The sequence below is a fragment of the Chitinophaga sp. genome, from assembly GCF_035538455.1.
Classification (GTDB): domain Bacteria; phylum Bacteroidota; class Bacteroidia; order Chitinophagales; family Chitinophagaceae; genus Chitinophaga.
Window position 1 is genome coordinate 15,143 of the sequence record NZ_DATLKJ010000077.1, and the last position, 20,807, is coordinate 35,949.

Genomic DNA, 20,807 nt, shown 5'->3' on the forward strand with positions numbered 1-20,807 from the left:
TTAAAATCATCTACATGCAAAAAAGAATACCAGCTACAGATGAACGCTCACTGGAAACAGAAGCGTTAGCTGCTGACTTCTGGCTTACCCATACCTCCGGGAATATCAACCGGTACGACTTTCAGGAGCTTGCATCCGCCGGCCTTCCGGAAGCGCCTGCCGTTGCGACCGTTGTCTGTCCGTTGGACGAACAGCACTGCAGAGAAATCAGGAGATTGTGCAACCAGTCCGATATACTCGTATACAATTTTTACGCTACCATTTTCAGCCTGCTGCTGAACAGGTATTTTAACCACACTGAAATCATCTTCCTGGCAAATGCCGGGACGCCTGAAGGTTACATCATTTTTTCTTCGCCTGTCAATACCTCCGCCTCATTCAAGGAAATATTTGCTGCCAACAAAAACTTTATCCTGCAAGCTATTCCCTACGCAGCCGGTTACAACGACATCGCAGCATTCATTGGAGAAGAAAAGCTGGCAGCCCTTACAACTACTGGCCTCGCGGTCAATACGCCTGCTGACCGGATGGACGGCTATGATCCGTTGTTCTCTTTTATAGTGACAGAGAATGTCACAACGCCATCCATACAGGTAACTTATCCGGGAGACTATTGCAGTAATGAGTGGATGACGTTATTCCTGGATAATTTCAGACATCTGGCAGGAGAGATAATTGCGCATATCTACGAACCGGTGTCAACCCTGAGCGTTACAGGAAATCTCGAACAGCAAATGCTGGCACGCTTTAACAACACGCAACGCCTGTATCCGAAAGACCGTACAGTGGTAGCGTTGTTTGAAGAACAGGCTGCTGAAACGCCTCATGCTACGGCCGTGGTATACGATGCCGGCAAACTTACTTATGAAGAATTAAATACCCTCGCTAATCAGTTTGCTGATTATCTCAGGAAACAATGGAACATAACAACGGATGACCTGGTAAGCATACGCCTGGATCGCAGCCATATGATGCTGGTGGTGATACTGGGCATCTTTAAAAGCGGCGGCGCTTATGTGCCGGTAGATCCTGAATACCCCGAAGACAGGATCAGTTATATCGTGGGCAACAGTCGTTGTAAGGTTGTTGTGGATGATGCATTACTGGCGGGTTTTATGGCCACGCGTGATGAATACGCAAAAGGGAACAGTACGCTGAAACCCGGTCCCCGGGATCTTTCCTACGTCATTTATACTTCCGGTTCCACCGGTAAGCCCAAGGGGGTGATGATAGAGCACATGGGTATGCTCAATCACCTGTTTTCAAAGATAGATGTACTTGGACTTCACGCAGGATCTGTTGTAATACAGAACGCGTCTCAGAGCTTCGATATATCTGTCTGGCAGTTCCTGGCCGCACTGATCTGCGGTGGAACGGTCATCGTATACGATAAAGACCTTGTACTCAACATCGGCGCTTTCATCGCCTCACTGCAACGCGATAAACCAACCATACTCGAAGTAGTGCCTTCCTACCTCTCCGCAATGCTTGACCAGCTGGAAGATAACGGCGACTTACACCCGCTTGACACGCTCACGTACATGGTTGTCACAGGGGAGGAACTGAAGCCTGGTCTGGCAACGCGCTGGTTTAACCTGTTCCCCGGTCGTCCGCTGGTAAACGCTTACGGCCCTACGGAGGCATCAGATGATATTGCACATCACGTAATGTATCACATGGATGGCGCCTCCAGGGTACCCATCGGCAAAACAGTACAGAACCTTCGCATCTACATCGTGAACGACGATATGCAGCTGTGCCCCGCAGGCGTGAAAGGAGAGATCTGCGTTTCCGGAGATGGCATCGGCCGCGGTTATCTGTACAATGAAGAAAAGACACGCGCCGCATTTATGACAGACCCCTTCAGGGATGAACAGGATGTACGCATGTACAGAACCGGCGACATAGGCCGTTACCTCGTGGATGGCAATATAGCCTTTTACGGCCGGCGTGATGATCAGGTAAAGATCCTTGGTAACAGGATCGAATTGGGTGAAATAGAGAGCGCGCTGCAACGTCACCCTGCTGTAGATATGGCAGCGGTGATAGTCCATGTATCCGGTGCCGGACAAGAGTTAGCCGCTTTTTTCACCAGCCGGGGAGAATTGGAAACAGCCGCATTGCGCGCGCATCTCAGCAATTCGCTACCCGCGTATATGGTGCCTGCTTATTTCGTGCAACTGAAAACCATGCCGCTCACGCCCAACGGGAAAACAGACCGCAAGAAACTACAGGAACTGGAAATAACAACCATGCGGTCGCCTGTTTCGTATATCCCTCCCCGTAATAAAACAGAAGAACAGCTGTTGTTGATATGGCAGGAGCTGGCTGGTCATCAGGGAATGGGGATCAAAGACAACTTCTTTGAAGTAGGAGGCGACAGCCTGAAAGCAACCCGTCTCTCAAGCCGCATACATAAAACTTTCGGCGTGAAATTGCCGCTGCGCCTACTCTTTACAGTAGCTACAGTGGAGGAGCAGGCAGCGCTTATCTCACAGAGCAGCGCAACAACTTTCTATGCCATCCCACAGGTGCCACAGCAGGAATACTATCCGGTATCGCCATCGCAACAAAGGATCTGGGTACTGAGCCAGTTTGGCGAAGCTAACATAGCCTACAATGTTCCCGGTGCCTGTATATTCAGCGGAAAACTGGACCACGAGGCGCTCAACACGGCTATCCGCATGTTGACAGACCGCCACGAAATATTGAGAACCACATTCACCGAAGATCCGGATGGCAATATTGTGCAACGTATCCTCCCCATCGACAGGACAGGCATCCGCATGAACAGCCATGACCTGCGGCATGCAGACGAACAACGGCAGTTGCTGGAAAGATGGATGATACAGGAACATACCGCGCCTTTCGACCTGGCTGAAGGCCCGCTGATGCGCATCTCCCTGTACCAGCTGGCCGGTGATCAATGGGTGTTCTCTTATGTATTGCATCATATTATCACAGACGGCTGGTCAACAGGAATACTGATCAATGAACTCCTCCAATGTTATAATGCCCTGGTGAACCAGGAGCCGGTTGCCCTGCAACCATTGGAGATCCAATACAAAGACTACGCTGCCTGGCAGCTTGATCTGGTGAAAGGACAGGGAGCCGCTGCACACCGCAATTACTGGCTGCAACAGCTGTCCGGCGAATTGCCGGTGATCGGGTTGCAGACAGATTATCCACGGCCGCCAGTGAAAACATACAGCGGAAGCATCGTTCAGAAAACGTTCAGCGCCACCTGGCTATCCAGGCTGAAATCCATATCCAGAGCTGCTGACGCCACCCTCTTTATGGGCTTGCTCGCTGCACTGAAGATGTTGCTTCACCGCTATACTGCACAGGATGATATGATCATCGGTACGCCCGTAGCAGGCAGGGAACATGCAGACCTGGAAGAACAGATCGGCGTTTACATCAATACACTCGCCCTGCGCACACGCTTCAGAAACGATGATACTTTCAGTGACCTGTTAGCGCAGGTAAGACAAGTAACACTCGATGCGTTCGAGCACCAGGTTTATCCCTTTGATGAGCTGGTGGATGCACTGCAACCACCCAGGGATACAAGCCGCAGCCCCATTTTTGACGTGATGATGATCCTGCAGAATGCAGATGCGGATCATAACCGGGAAACACGGCGCCTCCACAACCTCACAGTAAATGCCTGGCCTTCAGGTGAACAGGCCGTAACCAAGTTTGATCTGACATTTGTCTTTGTCGAAGCAGGAGAGGAACTCCTCCTGAGCGTTGAATACAGAGACGATATATATACGCAACATACCGTGTCACGCCTGGTGCAGCACCTGGAACAGCTGGTGATGGCAGCAACAGATCAGCCATTATGGCCGCTTCAGCTGCTCAGCTATATGGCTGCGGAAGAGAGAAAAGAATTACAGGAAGACACGGAGAGTATTCCATCTATTGATACGCCGCTTTCTATTACCGCTGCATTCCTTGCACAAGTGAAGAAAATGCCGGACCAGACCGCCCTTGTCTGTGGAGATGTATCCCTGACTTATTCGGCGTTATACGCAAAGGCAACACAGTTGGCCGCCCGTCTGCAAGACAAATACCACCTGTCGCCCGAAGAGCTGGTGGTGTTGAAACTACCGCGTAATGAATGGATGGTAATCTCCATACTGGGCGTATTACTGGCCGGCGGCGCCTATATACCAGTGGACCCGGATTATCCTGCAGAGCGGGTAGCATACGTACTGGCCGACAGCGGAAGCCGCATACTGCTGGATGAAGCATTGTTGGCTGAACTAAAAGCACTGCCGGATAATAACGGTCTGGCATATACGCCGGCGGTCATAGCCCCCGGAAATCTGGCCTATGTAATCTATACGTCGGGATCTACCGGTAACCCCAAAGGGGTGATGATAGAACACCGTAATGTAATGTCCTTTTTCAGAAATATGCGCCCGCGCTTCTTCCTGGAACCGGATCTTGTAATGGGAGCTACTACCGGCTATACATTCGATATCTCAGTACTGGAGCTGATCGGTACGCTGGTATCCGGAATCAGAACGGTGCTGATACCGGAGAAAGATCCGGTGCAGATTCTGCAATACATCAGTAGCGGTCGTGTGAACGCATTGCAGGTAACGCCTTCCAGGCTGATGCAGCTGCTCGAAACAGACCCCGGAGCCATCAATGTATTGGGACTGCTGAAAGTATTGCTCGTGGGCGGCGAGGCCATGTCCCCGTACTTATACAGTATCCTCAGATCGCTTCATGCAACACAGGTAGTGAACGTCTACGGGCCTACGGAAACAACAATCTGGAGCAGTTCGCTGCATATCAATAACGCAGCTGCCCTCTCTGTTGGCAAGCCCCTCGTAAATGAGCAGATCCTTATTTTGGATAGCCGCCAGCAACTGACGCCATCAGGTATCGCAGGGGAGATCTGTATTGCCGGGGAAGGAGTCGCCAGGGGGTACCTCAACAGACCGGAGCTCACCACAGAAAGATTCGTTGCGCATCCTTTCAGGGAAGGACAGCGCATATACAGAACAGGCGATCTTGGCCGGCGGCTGCCCGATGGCAATATCAGCTTCATCGGCCGGAACGACGACCAGGTGAAGATCCGCGGATACCGTATCGAACCGGGTGAAATAGCAGCTGCATTACAGCGCTATCCGGATATAAACAGCACACTCGTGCTGGTAAGACCAGCCGCTTCAGGAGAACCCCAACTGGTAGCTTTCATCACAGCAGCAACCGTTCTCAATGTAACGGATATACGAATATTCCTCAGCCAGTTCCTCCCGGCATATATGCTGCCGGACCAGTACATACAACTGGAATCATTTCCGCTTACACCCAACGGTAAAACCGATCGCAAAGCATTACTGAACATGGCCGTATCGCAGATGGACACCGGTACTGCCTACGAACCGCCCGGTAATGCTACTGAAGAAGCGCTCGTGCGGATCTGGGAACAGTTGCTTAACCGGGAAAAGATCGGCATCAGAGACAACTTCTTTACACTGGGAGGCAATAGCCTCACGGCAGTAAGGGTACTGTCCATGATAAGAAAAGACCTGGAAGTAGATATCAGGATTGAAGAAGCATTCAGCAATACTACCATAGCTGCGCTGGCAGAAGAGATCACAAGAAGAAAATGGGCTGCCCGGCGCGAAAACACCGTCTCAGAAGGAAATATAACAGTCACCATATGAAACTGAAATCACTTATAGATGAACTGATCGGCCTCGGCATCCACGTGCATCTGCAACAGGGAGAACTGAAGATCTCCGGGCCGCAGGAAAATATTACTCCTGAAGTGATCAGTAAGATCAGGGAGAATAAAGCTGCATTGATCGGATACCTCGAAGCCGCAGACGACAGGCAGCACCTGATGGCCGCCATACCACGCACAGAGGAAAAAGCCTGCTATGAACTCTCTTCAGCACAGAGACGCCTGTGGATACTGAGTCAGCTGGGAGAAGCAAGCATCGGTTACAATATGACGGGAGTCTGCACCCTGGAAGGAGCCCTCGATGAAGCCGCACTGGAACAGGCTTTCCATGCGCTGATAGCCAGGCATGAGAGCCTGCGCACCATCTTTGAGGAAGACAGCACCGGCATCCCGAAACAACGTATCCTCCCGCCCGGCACAGCGGGGTTCAGCATCATCCGGCATGACCTGAGAGCAGAAACACACCCGAAGGTAGCTGAAACCCTCGTCAGGTGCGCATTCTCTTGGTCCTTCGATCTTTCCTGCGGGCCGCTGCTGAGAGCGGAATTGTTACGCGTAGAGGAAGAAAAGCGTGTATTCGTTTACGTGATGCATCACATCATCAGTGATGGCTGGTCAATGGGTGTACTGATCAATGAACTGTTACAATTATACCACGCATATGCAAATGGCCTCACAGCTCCGCTTCTGCCTTTGCGTATCCAGTACCGGGACTATGCCGCCTGGCAGGAAGCGCAACTGAAAGAAGATGCCATGCAGAGAAGCAAATACTGGTGGATGGAACAGTTCAGCGGAGAGCTGCCGGTACTCGACCTCGCCTGGGATAAAATACGCCCCGCAGTCAAAACCTACAATGGCAGCAGCGTGAGCATGAAGCTTCCCGCAGGTGACTACCTCGCCCTGAAAGACCAATGCGCACAACACGGCGCCTCGCTTTTTATGGGACTGCTGGCAGTCGCAAAAGCACTGCTCTACCGCTACACGCAACAGGAAGATATAATCATCGGCACACCAATGGCGGGCCGCGAACATCCCGACCTCGAAGGGCAGATAGGATTTTATGTGAACACACTGGCGCTCCGCACGCGCTTCAGCGGCAAGGCTGGCTTCAGGGAACTGCTGGAAGAAGTGAAACAGGTAACGCTGGATGCTTATAATCACCAGGCTTACCCCTTTGATGAACTGGTGGATATGCTGAAGCTCCCCCGCGATATGAGCCGCAACCCACTTTTTGACACCGTTCTTTACCTGCAACAGTTTACAGCTGAACAACCACAGCAAGGAAACCTGAAGATCGGAAATTATAACGCCGTCAGGAGTGAAACCGCACCTTTCGATCTCATGTTCAGCTTCACCGAAATGCCCGGAGAACTGCAGCTGGAACTCATTTACAATACGGACATCTATACAAGGGATTTTATACAGCAGCTGGCCGCCCACTACGGCCAGTTGATGAAAGCCGCTGTAGCAGCTCCGCAGCAACCGCTGATGCAATTGGAACTGTTGAGCGCCGCCGAACGGCAACAACTCCTGCACGATTTCAACAACACAACGGCCGGCTACACAGCGGCCAACCTGGTCGGCCTTTTCAGGGAAACGGTCGCACGCACACCTGATCACCCGGCAACTGTATATGAAGAAACAACACTGACCTATCGTGAACTGGACGCTTACTCAGAACGGCTCGCTGCCTACCTGAAAAACAAATGCCAGGCCGGCGCAGATGAATGCATCGGCATCATGCTCGACAGATCCGCATTCATGATCATCGCCATGCTGGGTGTGCTGAAAGCTGGCGCCGCTTATCTTCCCGTAGACTATGAATATCCGCAGGCCCGCAAGGAATATATGCTGAAAGATGCAGGTGTACGCACGCTCATCACACAAAGATCGCACGCACAGGATGCCGGCTTCTTCCCCGGCCACCTCTTCATCATAGATGAACAGCTGGAATCCCTGGACACAGATGCGCCCCTCGATGTAAAAATATCCCCCCGTGACATGGCTTATGTGATCTATACTTCCGGCTCCACAGGATTACCAAAGGGCGTGGTAATAGAACATGCCGCCTTCCTCAATAATGTGCTGGGAATGCGCGACGTTTTCGGTGTGGCTGCAGGAGCCAGGGGCCTTCAGTTTTCATCGCCCTCATTTGATGCCTCTGTATGGGACATCTTTGTCGTGCTCGCATCCGGAGGAACTGTTTATATCGTCAACGACACCGTGAGAAAGCATCCCGCCATGCTGGAAGAATATATCCGTGAACATGCCATCACCACCGCTTTTCTTCCTCCTGCTTATTCAAGGCTGCTCTCGAAAGAAAAGATCGGCTGCATGACACAACTCATAACAGGCGGTGAAGCAGCGATTGTAGAAGATGCACAGGAATTTGCAAAATATGGCGCCTATTATAACGGTTACGGGCCTACGGAAACTACTATCTGCACCAGCATTTTCCGCCTCATGAAAGGAGAGGTCACACAATACCCGCGTATACCCATCGGCCTGCCCCTTGCCAATACCCGCTTATACGTGCTGGATGAACATCTTCATCTGCTGCCATTGGGCGTTCCCGGAGAAATATATATCGGCGGCGCAGGGCTGGCCCGGGGATACCTCAACAACCCCGCACTCACGGAAGAACGCTTTGTTCCGGACCCATTCAGGCCAGGCGAAAAAATGTATAAAACAGGAGACACCGGCAGATGGCTTGCTGACGGCAACATGGACTACTTCGGCCGCCGCGATAACCAGGTGAAACTACGTGGCTATCGTATCGAACTGGGTGAGATCGAAACGGCCCTGCAAAGTCATCCCCTGATAACGGGCGCGGTAGTGCTCATCCGCACCGGCGCCTCCGGAGATAAGGAACTGGCAGCCTGGTTCACGGCAAAGGAAATACTAACGGTACAGGATATACGTAGCTACCTGGGCAACTCTCTGCCCGCATATATGCTGCCCGCCCATTATGTACAGCTCGAAGAATTTCCGCTCAATACCAATCGTAAAGTGGATCGTCACCGGTTACCCGACCCTGCAGGCGCTGGCGCTGCCTCTGCTGCCGCTTACGTTGCACCGGGCAATGAGCTGGAAGAAAAACTGGTGGCCATGTGGCAGGAGGTGCTGGGAAAAAACAAAATAGGTATCCGGGATAATTTCTTTGAACTGGGAGGACATAGCCTCAGCGCTATCCGCCTCAGAACACAGATCCACCAGGAATTCAATGTGGCAATACGGTTGGAAGAAATGTACAACAAAGCCACCATTGAAGAGATCGCCCATGATATCAACAGAAAGCTGCGCCTGAGACAATCGCTGGAAACAAATTACGCTAATGAACCAGCTGCAGGCAGTTTAATCATTTAATCGTTTAGTTATGATAGAAGCTCTCATCGACAAATTACTGGATCTCAATATAGGGCTCGAACTGCTGGAGCAGGATAACCTGAAGATACATACCGGTGGCGCCAGCATTCCGGCCAGCTTACTGGAAGAAATAAAACTGCATAAAGCGGATATTATCAGCTACCTGAAAACACTCCGCCAGGAAGACGATTTCCGGCATATCCCCAATGTACCGGAGCAAGACAGCTATGCCCTGTCAGCTGCACAGAAGCGCCTGTGGATACTCAGCCAGTTCCACGAGGCCAATGTCGGGTATAATATCCCCGGAGCCTACATGTTTGATGGTAACCTCGATATCGCCGCCCTGGAACATGCGTTTGGGACAGTGATCACACGCCATGAAAGCCTGCGCACCGTATTCAGGGAAGATAAAGCCGGACTGGCAAGACAATACATCCTCTCTCCCGAAACAGCAGGCTTCAGCATCCGTCAGGTGGATCTCAGAAGAACAGAAAATACAAAAGAACAGCTGGAACACCTCGTAACAGAGGAGTTCGCACGCGCATTCAACCTCTCCAAAGAATCACTGCTGCGTGTGAGCCTTTTTCAGACAGACGACAATAAATGGGTGCTGACCTACGTCATGCATCACATTATAAGCGACGGCTGGTCTATGGGCGTACTCATGAATGAAGTGATGGCGCTCTATGACGCTCATACGAAAAACCTGCCCGACCCGTTGCCACCCCTGCGCATACACTATAAAGACTTTGCGGCCTGGCAGGATGTACGTTTGAGTGGCGCTGCCTTACAGGAACATAAAGACTGGTGGTTAAACCAGTTCGATGGGGACATCCCCGTACTGGAACTCCCCTCAGATAAAATACGTCCTGCCGTAAAAACCTATAACGGCAGCAGGATCACACGGCTGGTCAACGCAGAAAGAACCAGCGGCCTGAAAAGCCTTTGCCTGGAACACGGCGCCACACTTTTCATGGGACTGATGGCAGTTGCCAACGCACTGTTCTACCGGTACTCACAACAGGAAGATATTGTTATCGGCACGCCTATGGCTGGCCGTGATCATAAAGACCTGGAAAATCAGATAGGGTTTTACGTCAATACCCTCGCGCTTCGCAACCGCTTCAGCGGAGCAGGCAGCTTCCTGGCTTTGCTCGCAGGTGTGAAACAAGTGGTCATCGGCGCACATAACCACCAGGACTTTCCCTTCGATGAACTGGTGGAGCTGCTGAAACTGAAACGGGATATGAGCCGCAACCCGCTCTTCGATGTGCAGGTAATCCTCCAGAATACCATGATGCCCTCCAACTCATCAGCGGAAGATGATGGCAGCCTCAAAGCAGATCACTATACACATACAGATAAAGGCACGATCGTTTTTGACCTGGTGTTCAACTTCGTCGAGATGGCAGAAGGACTTCATCTGGAAGTGATGTACAACAGCGATATATACGACAGGCTGATGGTGGACCAACTGGCCCTGCATTTTGAACAGATCCTGTCCGCTATCCTCAGCGATCCGCTGAAGCCTTTGATGGAACTGGATTTCCTGTCTGCGGAAGAAAAAGGGCAACAGTTGCATGCCTTCAATGATAACACCGTGAAATACCCGGAAGGGCAGACATTGATAGACCTGTTCAGAGAACAGGTGGAACGTACCCCTGATAATATGGCCGTTGTCTGCGGTAACCAATCGCTTACCTATCAGCAGCTGGACAAAGCCTCCGGGAAGCTGGCCGCTTATCTCAAACGTACTTACTGCACAGGTGCGGGAGATCTGGTAGGCGTACTGCTTAACAGGTCAGTAGATATGATCATCTCCATTCTCGGGATTATGAAAGCAGGTGCGGCATATGTGCCGGTTGATCCGGAATATCCCCGCCAGCGCAAAGAGTTTATTGTTCGCGATGCAGGCATCCGCACCCTCATTACCCAGACAGATTACCTCTTTGAAGTGGATTATTTCAATGGCAGCCTCTTTGCCATCGACGTGCAGTTATCCGGGTTAGATGATAACAATATAATTACCGGCGCGGAAGTGATGCCGCACGATCTTGCCTATATCATCTACACATCCGGTTCTACGGGCACGCCCAAAGGTGTGATGGTGGAACATGCCGGCGTCACTAACACCGTGCGCGGCATCCAGACAGTATTTGCCGTAGGGGCTGAAGACAGGGGCCTGCAATTCGCCTCCGCTTCCTTCGATGCTTCTATATGGGATGTTTTCCTGATGCTGACCTCCGGCGGCGCATTGCATGTAGTAGATGATACCACAAAGAAAAATCCCGCACTGCTGGAACATTATATAGAAGAGAATGCCGTCACAGTGGCATCCTTCCCACCCGCCTATCTGCAATTACTGCATACAGACAGCCTGCGGGGCATGAAACAACTCATCACCGGCGGTGAAGCCGCCATCGCAGAAAATGCCAGGGCATTCACTGCATATGGCCGCTATCATAACGTATACGGCCCTACGGAAGGAAGTATCTGGGCTACCACTTTTACAATGCTGCATCCGGACGACCTCAGAAGCGCCCGTGTTCCTATAGGCCGCCCCGCGCCAAATGTAAAGATCTATATCCTCGATGCCCGGCAGCAGTTGTTGCCGCCGGGAGTGCCGGGAGAAATCTGCATCGGCGGCGCCGGCGTCGCAAGAGGCTACCTCAATAACGAAGAGCTGACAGCGGCCCGCTTTGTTGCCGATCCGTTCCGCCCGGGCGAAAGAATGTACAGAACCGGAGACATCGGCCGCTGGCTGCCTGATGGGAATATTGATTTCGTTGGCCGTAAAGATGATCAGGTTAAGATCAATGGCTTCCGTATTGAGTTGGGCGAGATAGACCTTGCGTTGCAGACCTGTCCCGGTGTCACAGGTGCTGTAGTACAACCGGTCCGCAATGCAGGAGGTGGCAGAGAACTCGTAGCCTATATCACAGGAGAACGTACACTATCGGTAACGGATATACGTGCCAGCCTGGCAAACATGCTGCCGGCATACATGGTGCCCCACCACTTTGTACAGCTCGACGAGTTTCCGCTTACCACCAACGGAAAGATAGACCGCAAACGATTACCCGATCCGTTAGGTTTATCGATGGATGCGGGCGTTCAATACACTGCTCCCCGCAATGAAATGGAAAGCCATCTCGTCGCGGCATTTGAAGAGGTGTTGAAAAAACAACCGTTAGGGATAAACGAAAATTTCTTTGTACTGGGAGGAGATTCTATAAAATCTATTCAGATCGTCTCTCAACTGAAGCAAAAAGGGTATTCCCTGGCTTTCCAGCATATCCTGCAACACCCGGTTATCGCTGATCTGGCAACGCATATCACACTCGCTACACGCCAGGCAGATCAGGAGGTGGTGCAAGGCCCCGTAGCTTTAAGTCCGGTACAGCAATTCTTTTTCAGTACTAACACGGCGGCGCCCCACCATTATAATCAGTCTGTACTGCTGATGGTGAACACGCATATGGAAGAAACGGAAATGAAAGCTGTACTGGACAGGATCGTGTTACATCACGACGCATTGAGAATGGTGTTCCGTCAGACGCCTGACGGCTGGCAACAGGAGAACAGAGGGCCAGCGCAAACCTACAGCTTTGATGTCATAACGGTTGCCAACGAAGACGAATGCCGGCATCATTGCGACGTGGCGCAGGCTTCCTTTGAACTGGCCACCGGTCCGTTGTTCAGGGTTGTTTTGTTCAGGCATCCTGCCGGCGACCGGCTACTGCTCGCGGCGCACCATCTTGTAATAGATGGCGTTTCCTGGCGCATCCTGTTTGAAGACCTCTCTGCGCTTATTCAGCAATACCGCTCCGGACAACAGCTTTCACTACCGCTGAAAACCGATTCTTATAAATACTGGCAGGAAAAGAACCTGGAATATATCCATAGCCAGGCATTGCTGCAGGAAGATGCCTACTGGCTGGCCATCAGCCGGGAGAAACCGGCGCCGCTACCGCTCGACCTTCCACAGGGACGCAACTGCATGGGGGATATGGTATCCTGCTCTTTTGCATTAAGCGAAACCGAAACCACCCGGCTGCTCACCCAATGCTACCAGGCCTACCAGACTGAAATAAATGACGTGCTGCTCACCGCACTGGGGCTTGCCATAGAAGCAGTGTTCGGACTACAGAAAATGCTCGTATTACTGGAAGGGCATGGCCGCGAACAGGTAGCCGAAGATGTCGACATCAGCCGCACCGTCGGCTGGTTCACCAGTATGTGCCCCGTGATGTTGCAGCTCGGATACAACAAGGACGTCAGTGCACAACTGATCCATGTAAAGGAAACGCTCCGCCGCGTGCCCAACAAAGGCGTAGGATACGGCCTGCTTAATTATCTCGCAGACAAACAATATAACATACGCCCGGAAATTGCATTCAATTACCTCGGGGATTTCGGATCAGGCATTGCCACTGCCTCCGGCGATCAGCTGTTCGGATTCACCAGCGCCTATCGCGGCCGTGAATGGAGCAACAATATTGAGAGAAGCACCGTGCTCGATATTTCCGGTATGGTAGCGGGAGGACAGCTGCAGCTGTCGGTCGACTATAGCGCACAACAGTTTGAAACAGCTACCATCGAACGCCTTACGCAGGTTTACAAACAGCAGCTGATGGAACTCGTGGAGCATCTCTCATCAATCCCCGCCGGCGCAGCACCGGAAACAACGTTGTTACCAGTTTCATACAATCAGCAGTTATACTTCTCCCGACTTGAAATCTACGATCAGCTGCTGGTAGGCAGACATGTTTTTACCAACATGGATATCGGCGTATTTACGCAGGCGGTTGCCACGTTGGTAGAACGCCACGAAGTACTGCGCACCGTTTTCGTTATGGAAAACGGCGCCGTTAAACAACAGGTCATATCCGCGAAGAATTTCCATTTCAAACCAGGAGAAATACCCGTTTCATCTGCGGCTGAAATTGAACAGCAGATACTGGACGAACGCCGCAAACAGTTCGACCTGTTTAGTCCTCCGCTGTTCAATGTAAAGATTTACAAATTGCCGGAAGGCGCCATGCATGTATTGTTCCTGTTACACCACAGCATCGCCGACGGCTACTCCATGGGCATCCTGCAACAGGAGCTGATGCTCATCTATACGGCATGCCTGGAACAAAAGCAACCAACATTGCCACTGCTGCCCTCAACGTATCACGACTATGTACAATGGCAGGCCGGTTTTCTGAACTCCGCAGAAGCATTACAACATGAGGCATACTGGCAGGAAAAACTCAGCGGCTGGGAACCCGGTAAACTGTTGACAGGTCAGCATGATGGCGCAGTATGCATAACAGAGCTGATCAACGGTCCGCTGTTCGATCAGCTGGACACTTTTGCAAAGACGAATGGCATCACGCGGTCTTCTTTATTATTAGGTGTCCTGATGGTATTATGGGGGCGGCTGGATGGAAAGGATGATGTAGCAGTGATGACGGCAGTGTCAGGAAGAAACTCCAGGTATTATACAACGATCGATGTACCAGGTATCATCGGTCTCTTTGCGAACCCTTTATTGGTAAGGAATACCGTAGACGGAGACCTGCCGGCCATTACATGGATCAGGCAGGTGCAGCGCGGGTTCACCGATGACCTCAATTACAGCGCTTATCCGTTCGCTAAGCTCATCGCTATAATGCCTGCGCTATCCGCTCCGGATCTGCTTCGCCAGACTGTTTATTACAACTATCATAATTATACCCACCTGAAAGACGCGGTGTATACAGGCAGTCACCCCGCCCCGCAGGAAATAACAGGCCCGGTTGACTATCCGCTGGGATTATCAGTATCCGAGTACCGCAACTGCCTGAAACTTGAATTGGTACTGAGTAAGCGTGTATTCCACGAAGAAGAACTGCATGCTGTGAAAGAACACTATCTCTTCCTGCTGAAGGAAATAATGCAACATCCCGCCCTGCTGGTAAAACAACTGCAGGAACGCATAGCAATGCAGGACGAAGTACATGCAAACCTTAATTTTTCAAAATAAAATCACGACATATGAAAGACAATAAGTGGTTCCTGAAGCCCAACGTAATTATTGAGCCGTTGATCGAAAGATGGTATGCGTGGTCGCATCTGATTTCCCCGGCTACAGCTGCCATGAACATCACAGGCAGACACCTCAAGATCATGAACTCTTACATACAATCACCGGAAATACATGCTGCGGCGGTGATGAATCCCAAAATGCTGGGCGGCCCCTTTATGGATTACAAGGTATCCCGTGTGGATGACATCAGGAAGCTGCGCGAAGAAACGTTGCAGAAGCAGTCGCTCGCTATCGAACTGTCTGACGCCATTCAGCAGCTCGACCGCATGCTGAAAAGCCATGCCAAAGGTTATTCACTGGAATCGTTGTACCCGCAGGTGCCGGAACTGCTCAGAGGCTACGTGGAATTGAAATATGATCTCAACAACAATCCGTCTTTCAGGCTCTTTGAATCGCTGTTGTACAAAAGCCGCTTCTATAATAAATCATGGCAAAGCATCGCGCTCTGGGTAACAGATAATGACGAGCGTCCTTTCTGCCTGAGCACTGCCAGGCTGGATGAGCCGCATGTGCTGCACCTTCCTGTTCCCTTTGATCACGACGGTATTGACGCGCTGGCCAGAATGAAAAGGGAAGCCGGTTCAATCGATGATATAGCTGCGAAGCTAGGCGTGAAAGATGCCGACAGGGCTTTGTTCGAAACCTTCTTCACTCAGCAGGAACATCCCGTGTACAGGAAGTATGAAGGAGAGCATGTGAGGATGCGCTATTTCGGACACGCCTGTATCCTGGTTGAAACAAAAGACGTCAGCATACTGGTAGATCCCCTCATCAGCTATTACGGTTACGAATCCAGCGTAGCGCACTACTCAGATATTGATATCCCCGATGTGATAGATTATGTGCTGATCACCCACAATCACCAGGACCACATCCTTTTCGAAACGCTGCTGCCTCTCAGACACAAGATCAGGAATGTAGTAGTGCCACGCACAACCAGCGGCGCATTGCAGGACCCCAACCTGAAGATGGCTTTCAATCATGCAGGTTTCAACAACGTAATTGAGATCGATGAGATGGAAGAACTGAAGTTCTTCAACTGCGTGATCACCGGCATCCCGTTTACAGGTGAACACAGCGACCTCGATATTAAGGCAAAGACATGTTTCCATATTGCAATCGACAGATTCACATTCCTCTTTGTAGCGGATTCCAGGGTGATGGAAGCAAAACTGTATGAGCATGTGCAGGCGGTTACAGGCGACGTGGATGTAGTGTTCCTGGGCATGGAATGCGATGGCGCTCCGCTCACCTGGCTCTACGGCCCGTTGCTCACAGAAGAACTGCCCCGCGATAAAGACCAGTCAAGAAGACTCTCTGGCTCCGACTTCACAAAAGGTATGCACCTGGTAGATATCTTCCATCCAAAGGAAGTTTATGTGTATGCAATGGGGCAGGAGCCCTGGCTGGAGTTTATCAGCACGGTAAGATATACCGACGAATCCAACCCGATTGTGCAATCCAATAAACTGGTACAGGAATGTACCACCAGGGGCCTTATTGCCGAGCGCCTGTACGGTGAAAAAGAACTGCTGTACACGTACAGCGAGGTACCTGCATAACAGGAACTGACCATCCTTTAAATCAAAAATATGAAGCAGCTCTTAAGTATAATATTACCCCGCATCGGGCGGATGGGCGCACTGAAGTATACTGCCTTGGGGATCCTTTCCGGCATGTGCAGTTTCCTGTTCATCAACTGCGTAACCAGGGTGGCCGGGCAGATTATTGCAGGCAATTTCAAAACAGTCAGTATAGAATACATTCTCGTCTTCGCACTGATTATCCTGTTCTTTATCTGGATCAGGAAAACCCTGTCGACGGCGGTCATCAGTATTTCCCAACGGCTGTTCTGGCAATTGAGGAAACAGATCATTGCGCTGGTGCTGAAAGCGAAATATCGCCAGCTGGCCGACAAAGAACGGGAAGTGTACGCTGCTATGGTCAGTGATGTAAATACCCTCACAGACGCATCCCGCGGTATTATCGAATTCTTTACGGCGCTGGTGCTGGCCATATGTTGTCTGGTGTACCTGTCCACCATATCGTTGGCACTCTGGGGCATTACACTGGTGATTGCATTGCTGGGAATCAGCGTGTATCATCTCAATTCCCGGAAAAACCTGCAGGATATTGAACGCTCACGCGGTATGGAGAATGACTTCGTAGGTCACCTGAACGACATCCTGGGCGGTTTCAAGGAAATATACATGGAACCGGGAAAGGGCCAGTACATCTACGACCACAGCATCAGCCCCATTGCAAAGCGTGCCTACCGCAATAACGTATCAGCGCTGAATGGCCTGCTGATCAACCAGATAACAGGACAAGTGCTGTTCTATGTACTCATCGCATCCGTGTTGCTCTTCTTCGGCCTGAAACTCCATATTCCGGCTAATGACCTGGTAAGCTATATTTTCACGTTGCTCTATCTGCTGGGTGCTATCGAAACCATTATGGTGCTGCTGCCAAACATCGTGAGGGCGGGCGTTGCCGCCGATCACATGATCTCCCTGAAAAATCAGCTGGAAGATACCGTGATGCAGCAACATATGCCGAAGCAATATATCGGGATCAACGACTTCCAGCAGATCACCGTGAGCAGACTCGAGTTCTCCTACGGTGAAAAAGACCAGTCATTCAGCATAGGACCTGTCAGCCTTCAGATCAATAAAGGTGATGTGATCTTTATCTACGGCGGCAACGGCAGCGGCAAAACTACTTTCGTCAACGCCCTGCTGGGGCTCTGCACCCCGTCAGCCGGAGAAATACGCTTGAACGGCGAACTGGTCGACGGCAGCAATTACCCCGATTACCGTACAGCCTTTGCCGTTATATTCAGCGACTTTTTCCTGTTCAACGGATTACTGACAGAAAAGCAAGCCGATATGGAGAAATGGAATGACTACCTCCGGCTGTTTGAACTGGAAAATAAGGTGGTGCTGGAAGAAGGACGTTACTCGACCACCAGCCTCTCTGCCGGCCAGCGGAAACGCCTTGCACTGATTGCAGCGCTGATGGAAGAAAAACCATTGCTCGTACTGGATGAATGGGCGGCGGACCAGGACCCCTATTTCAGAAATAAATTCTATACAGAGATCATCCCCATGCTCCGGAAGAGCGGCTTCACCATCGTCGCCATCACACATGATGATAAATATTATCACTGTGCCGACAAGTTGTATAAGATGGACGAAGGCCGCCTGGAAAGAGAGAATGCAGATGCCGCAAACTTAAGCTTAAATGAGCGCTGATATGAAGAAACCACAGTTATTCCTGTTGCACTTTGCGGGTGGCAACTGTTACTCTTACCAGTTTATGACACCCTTGCTGAAAGGCTTCGAGGTGGTCGCACTGGAACTGCCCGGACGAGGGAAACGGATGAACGAGCCGCTGCTGAAAAATTTCAGCCTGGCAGGCCGTGACATCTTTTACCAGGTCCGCAGCCGCCTTACAGGTGCTCCGTTTATTATTTATGGACACAGCCTTGGCGCCTATCTCGCATTGAGAGTAGCCGGCCTGCTGCAGAATGCCTCTAAGTCGCCCGCATACCTCATCGTAAGCGGAAATGCAGGCCCCGGTGAACATACAGATACTGCTGACCTTCACCTGCTCCCGCAGGACGAGTTCCTCGTTGAAGTGAAAAAACTGGGTGGCATGCCGCAGGAGTTTCTGGAACATAATGACCTCCTCGCATTCTTTGAACCGGTGCTGAGAGCAGATTTTCAGCTGTCTGGCAGGCATGGCCTCGAAGATGAACCCCCGGTGAATATTCCCCTCTTTGCCATGATGGGCAGCGAGGAAGAGAAGAATGACCGGCTTGCTAACTGGGGGCGTTTTACCACGGCGGCCTTCAACAACGCCATCCTCGAAGGCAATCACTTTTTTATTTACAAACACCCGGAACGTATTGTCAATATAATCAACGACTGCTTTACCCGCGTGCACGTAAAACCCTGACCCGGTATAACTCCTGAAAGCTAATTACTCCTTTACGCCAAAAAAGAGGACATGAAAAAGATCCATACACAGGCCTTTTACCCGCTGATCGCATTGGTAATCCTGGTTTTTACTTTGTCTGAAAGTATGTTCAATGTGCCACCACTCGGGAAGCTGCTGAACCCCTTCACCGGAATAGTGCAGAACAACCGCGACCGCGGCCTGAACACACCGCAGCTTACGCTCCGGAAAATGGGCCTGACCGATACCGTCAGCATATTCTTTGACCAACGCAAGGTGCCGCATATCTACGCCACTAATAATACAGACCTCTACTTCGCACAAGGGTATGTAACCGCCGTTTTACGCTTATGGCAGATGGATTTTATGAGCCATGCGGTAGCTGGCCGGATGTCGGAAATATTTCCCGGCGGCTACTTGGAATATGACCGCAACCAGCGCAGAATAGGTATGCTCGAAGCTGCAAAGGCTTCTTTGTCCGCAATAGAAAATGATCCCGAAACATTGAGAACGCTCACCGCCTATACGCAGGGCGTGAACGCTTATATCAGCCAGCTGGACTATAAGGAAATACCGCTGGAATATAAACTGATGGATTACCGCCCTGAAAAATGGACGAACCTGAAAAGTGTATTACTCATGAAATACATGGCCGGCACACTGTCTGGTTATGAGGAAGACTTCAGCATGTCGTGGATGATGCTCGCGCTGGGAGAGGAGCGGTTTAATAAATTCTATCCCGACTTCACTTCCCGCATTTCACCTATGGATGGTAGCACCCCTGCCGTTGCACCAACTACAACTGCCTACATTCATCAACCCGCATATCTGCGCTTTTCTTTCTTTGCTTCAAAATCAGTACTGCCACAAAATACCTACAATCCTAAACTTGGTAGTAACAGCTGGGTGGTGTCTGGGAAGAAAACCTCATCCGGACATCCTATCCTCTGCGCCGACCCGCACCTCAACCTCTCGCTGCCTGCCATATGGCTGGAGATGCAACTGTCTTCGCCCGATATGAATGTCTACGGCGTTTCTATCCCCGGCACACCGGCAGTGATCATCGGCTTCAACGAACATATCGCCTGGGGCCTTACTAACGGCGCCGACGACGCGAAAGACTGGTACAGACTGAAGGTCAGCAACGATTACAAAAAGTACGAAATGGACGGCCAATGGAAAGAACTGACATACATGGTCGATACCATCAAACGCAAAGGCCAGACGGATTTTTATGATACGGTCTATCACACCGTACACGGCCCCGTACCATATACCAAAGACTTCTCGTTCGGGCGCCCTGAACTGCTCAATAGTGCCCTGAGATGGGAGCTGCATAAGCCCTCCAATGAATTCCTCACCTTTATACAACTGAACCGGGCAAAGAATTACAGCGAGTACAGAACGGCTATCAGCCACTACGCTTCACCGGTACAGAACTTTACGTTTGCCTGTAAAGACAATACCATCGCTGTAAACCATCAGGGCCGCCTGCCAGTAAAAAACGCCGGCCAGGGAAAGTTCGTACAGGATGGTACGCAGAGCGTCCAGCTGTACACACAGTATATCCCCAACGACAGCCTCCCCGCCGTACTGAATCCCGCTTGTAATTACGTAGTGTCTGCCAACCAGCATCCAACCGATGCCAGCTATCACTGGTACTACAACGGCTATTTCAGCGAGAACAGGGCCAAC

At 51.1% G+C, this 20,807-nt stretch carries 7 protein-coding genes; all 7 read left to right on the forward strand.

All coding sequences use genetic code 11. The annotated features are described in order from the left end of the window. Window positions 1-14 precede the first annotated feature (14 nt). Complete coding sequence (locus VM802_RS08700; RefSeq protein ID WP_325529442.1) at window positions 15-5,690, forward strand: non-ribosomal peptide synthetase; 5,676 nt, start codon at window positions 15-17, stop codon at window positions 5,688-5,690. Continuing rightward, window positions 5,687-9,076 carry a non-ribosomal peptide synthetase gene (locus VM802_RS08705; RefSeq protein WP_325529443.1) on the forward strand — a complete coding sequence of 1,130 codons (3,390 nt, stop codon included), beginning with the start codon at window positions 5,687-5,689 and terminating at the stop codon, window positions 9,074-9,076. Before VM802_RS08700 ends, VM802_RS08705 begins: the two co-directional genes overlap by 4 nt. Before the next feature lie 10 nt (window positions 9,077-9,086). Beyond that, window positions 9,087-15,089: a non-ribosomal peptide synthetase gene (locus tag VM802_RS08710; RefSeq protein ID WP_325529444.1), complete on the forward strand. Its 6,003-nt coding sequence runs from the start codon at window positions 9,087-9,089 to the stop codon at window positions 15,087-15,089. Window positions 15,090-15,100: 11 nt separating this feature from the next. Beyond that, window positions 15,101-16,714 carry an MBL fold metallo-hydrolase gene (locus VM802_RS08715; RefSeq protein ID WP_325529445.1) on the forward strand — a complete coding sequence of 538 codons (1,614 nt, stop codon included), beginning with the start codon at window positions 15,101-15,103 and terminating at the stop codon, window positions 16,712-16,714. 30 nt (window positions 16,715-16,744) lie between these two features. Further along, complete coding sequence (locus tag VM802_RS08720; protein WP_325529446.1) at window positions 16,745-18,406, forward strand: cyclic peptide export ABC transporter; 1,662 nt, start codon at window positions 16,745-16,747, stop codon at window positions 18,404-18,406. 1 nt (window position 18,407) lies between these two features. Next, window positions 18,408-19,112, forward strand: coding sequence for a thioesterase II family protein (locus tag VM802_RS08725; protein ID WP_325529447.1), 705 nt, complete (start codon window positions 18,408-18,410; stop codon window positions 19,110-19,112). A gap of 51 nt (window positions 19,113-19,163) precedes the next feature. Beyond that, on the forward strand, window positions 19,164-20,807 hold a 1,644-nt coding region (locus VM802_RS08730; protein ID WP_325529448.1), incomplete at its 3' end, for a penicillin acylase family protein.

Bases quoted from the DNA above. Each gene is read 5' to 3' on its own strand.
- VM802_RS08720 (WP_325529446.1), top strand. From the start codon at position 16,745: ATGAAGCAGCTCTTAAGTATAATATTACCCCGCATCGGGCGGATGGGC.
- VM802_RS08705 (WP_325529443.1), top strand. From the start codon at position 5,687: ATGAAACTGAAATCACTTATAGATGAACTGATCGGCCTCGGCATCCAC.
- VM802_RS08700 (WP_325529442.1), top strand. From the start codon at position 15: ATGCAAAAAAGAATACCAGCTACAGATGAACGCTCACTGGAAACAGAA.
- VM802_RS08725 (WP_325529447.1), top strand. From the start codon at position 18,408: ATGAAGAAACCACAGTTATTCCTGTTGCACTTTGCGGGTGGCAACTGT.
- VM802_RS08715 (WP_325529445.1), top strand. From the start codon at position 15,101: ATGAAAGACAATAAGTGGTTCCTGAAGCCCAACGTAATTATTGAGCCG.
- VM802_RS08710 (WP_325529444.1), top strand. From the start codon at position 9,087: ATGATAGAAGCTCTCATCGACAAATTACTGGATCTCAATATAGGGCTC.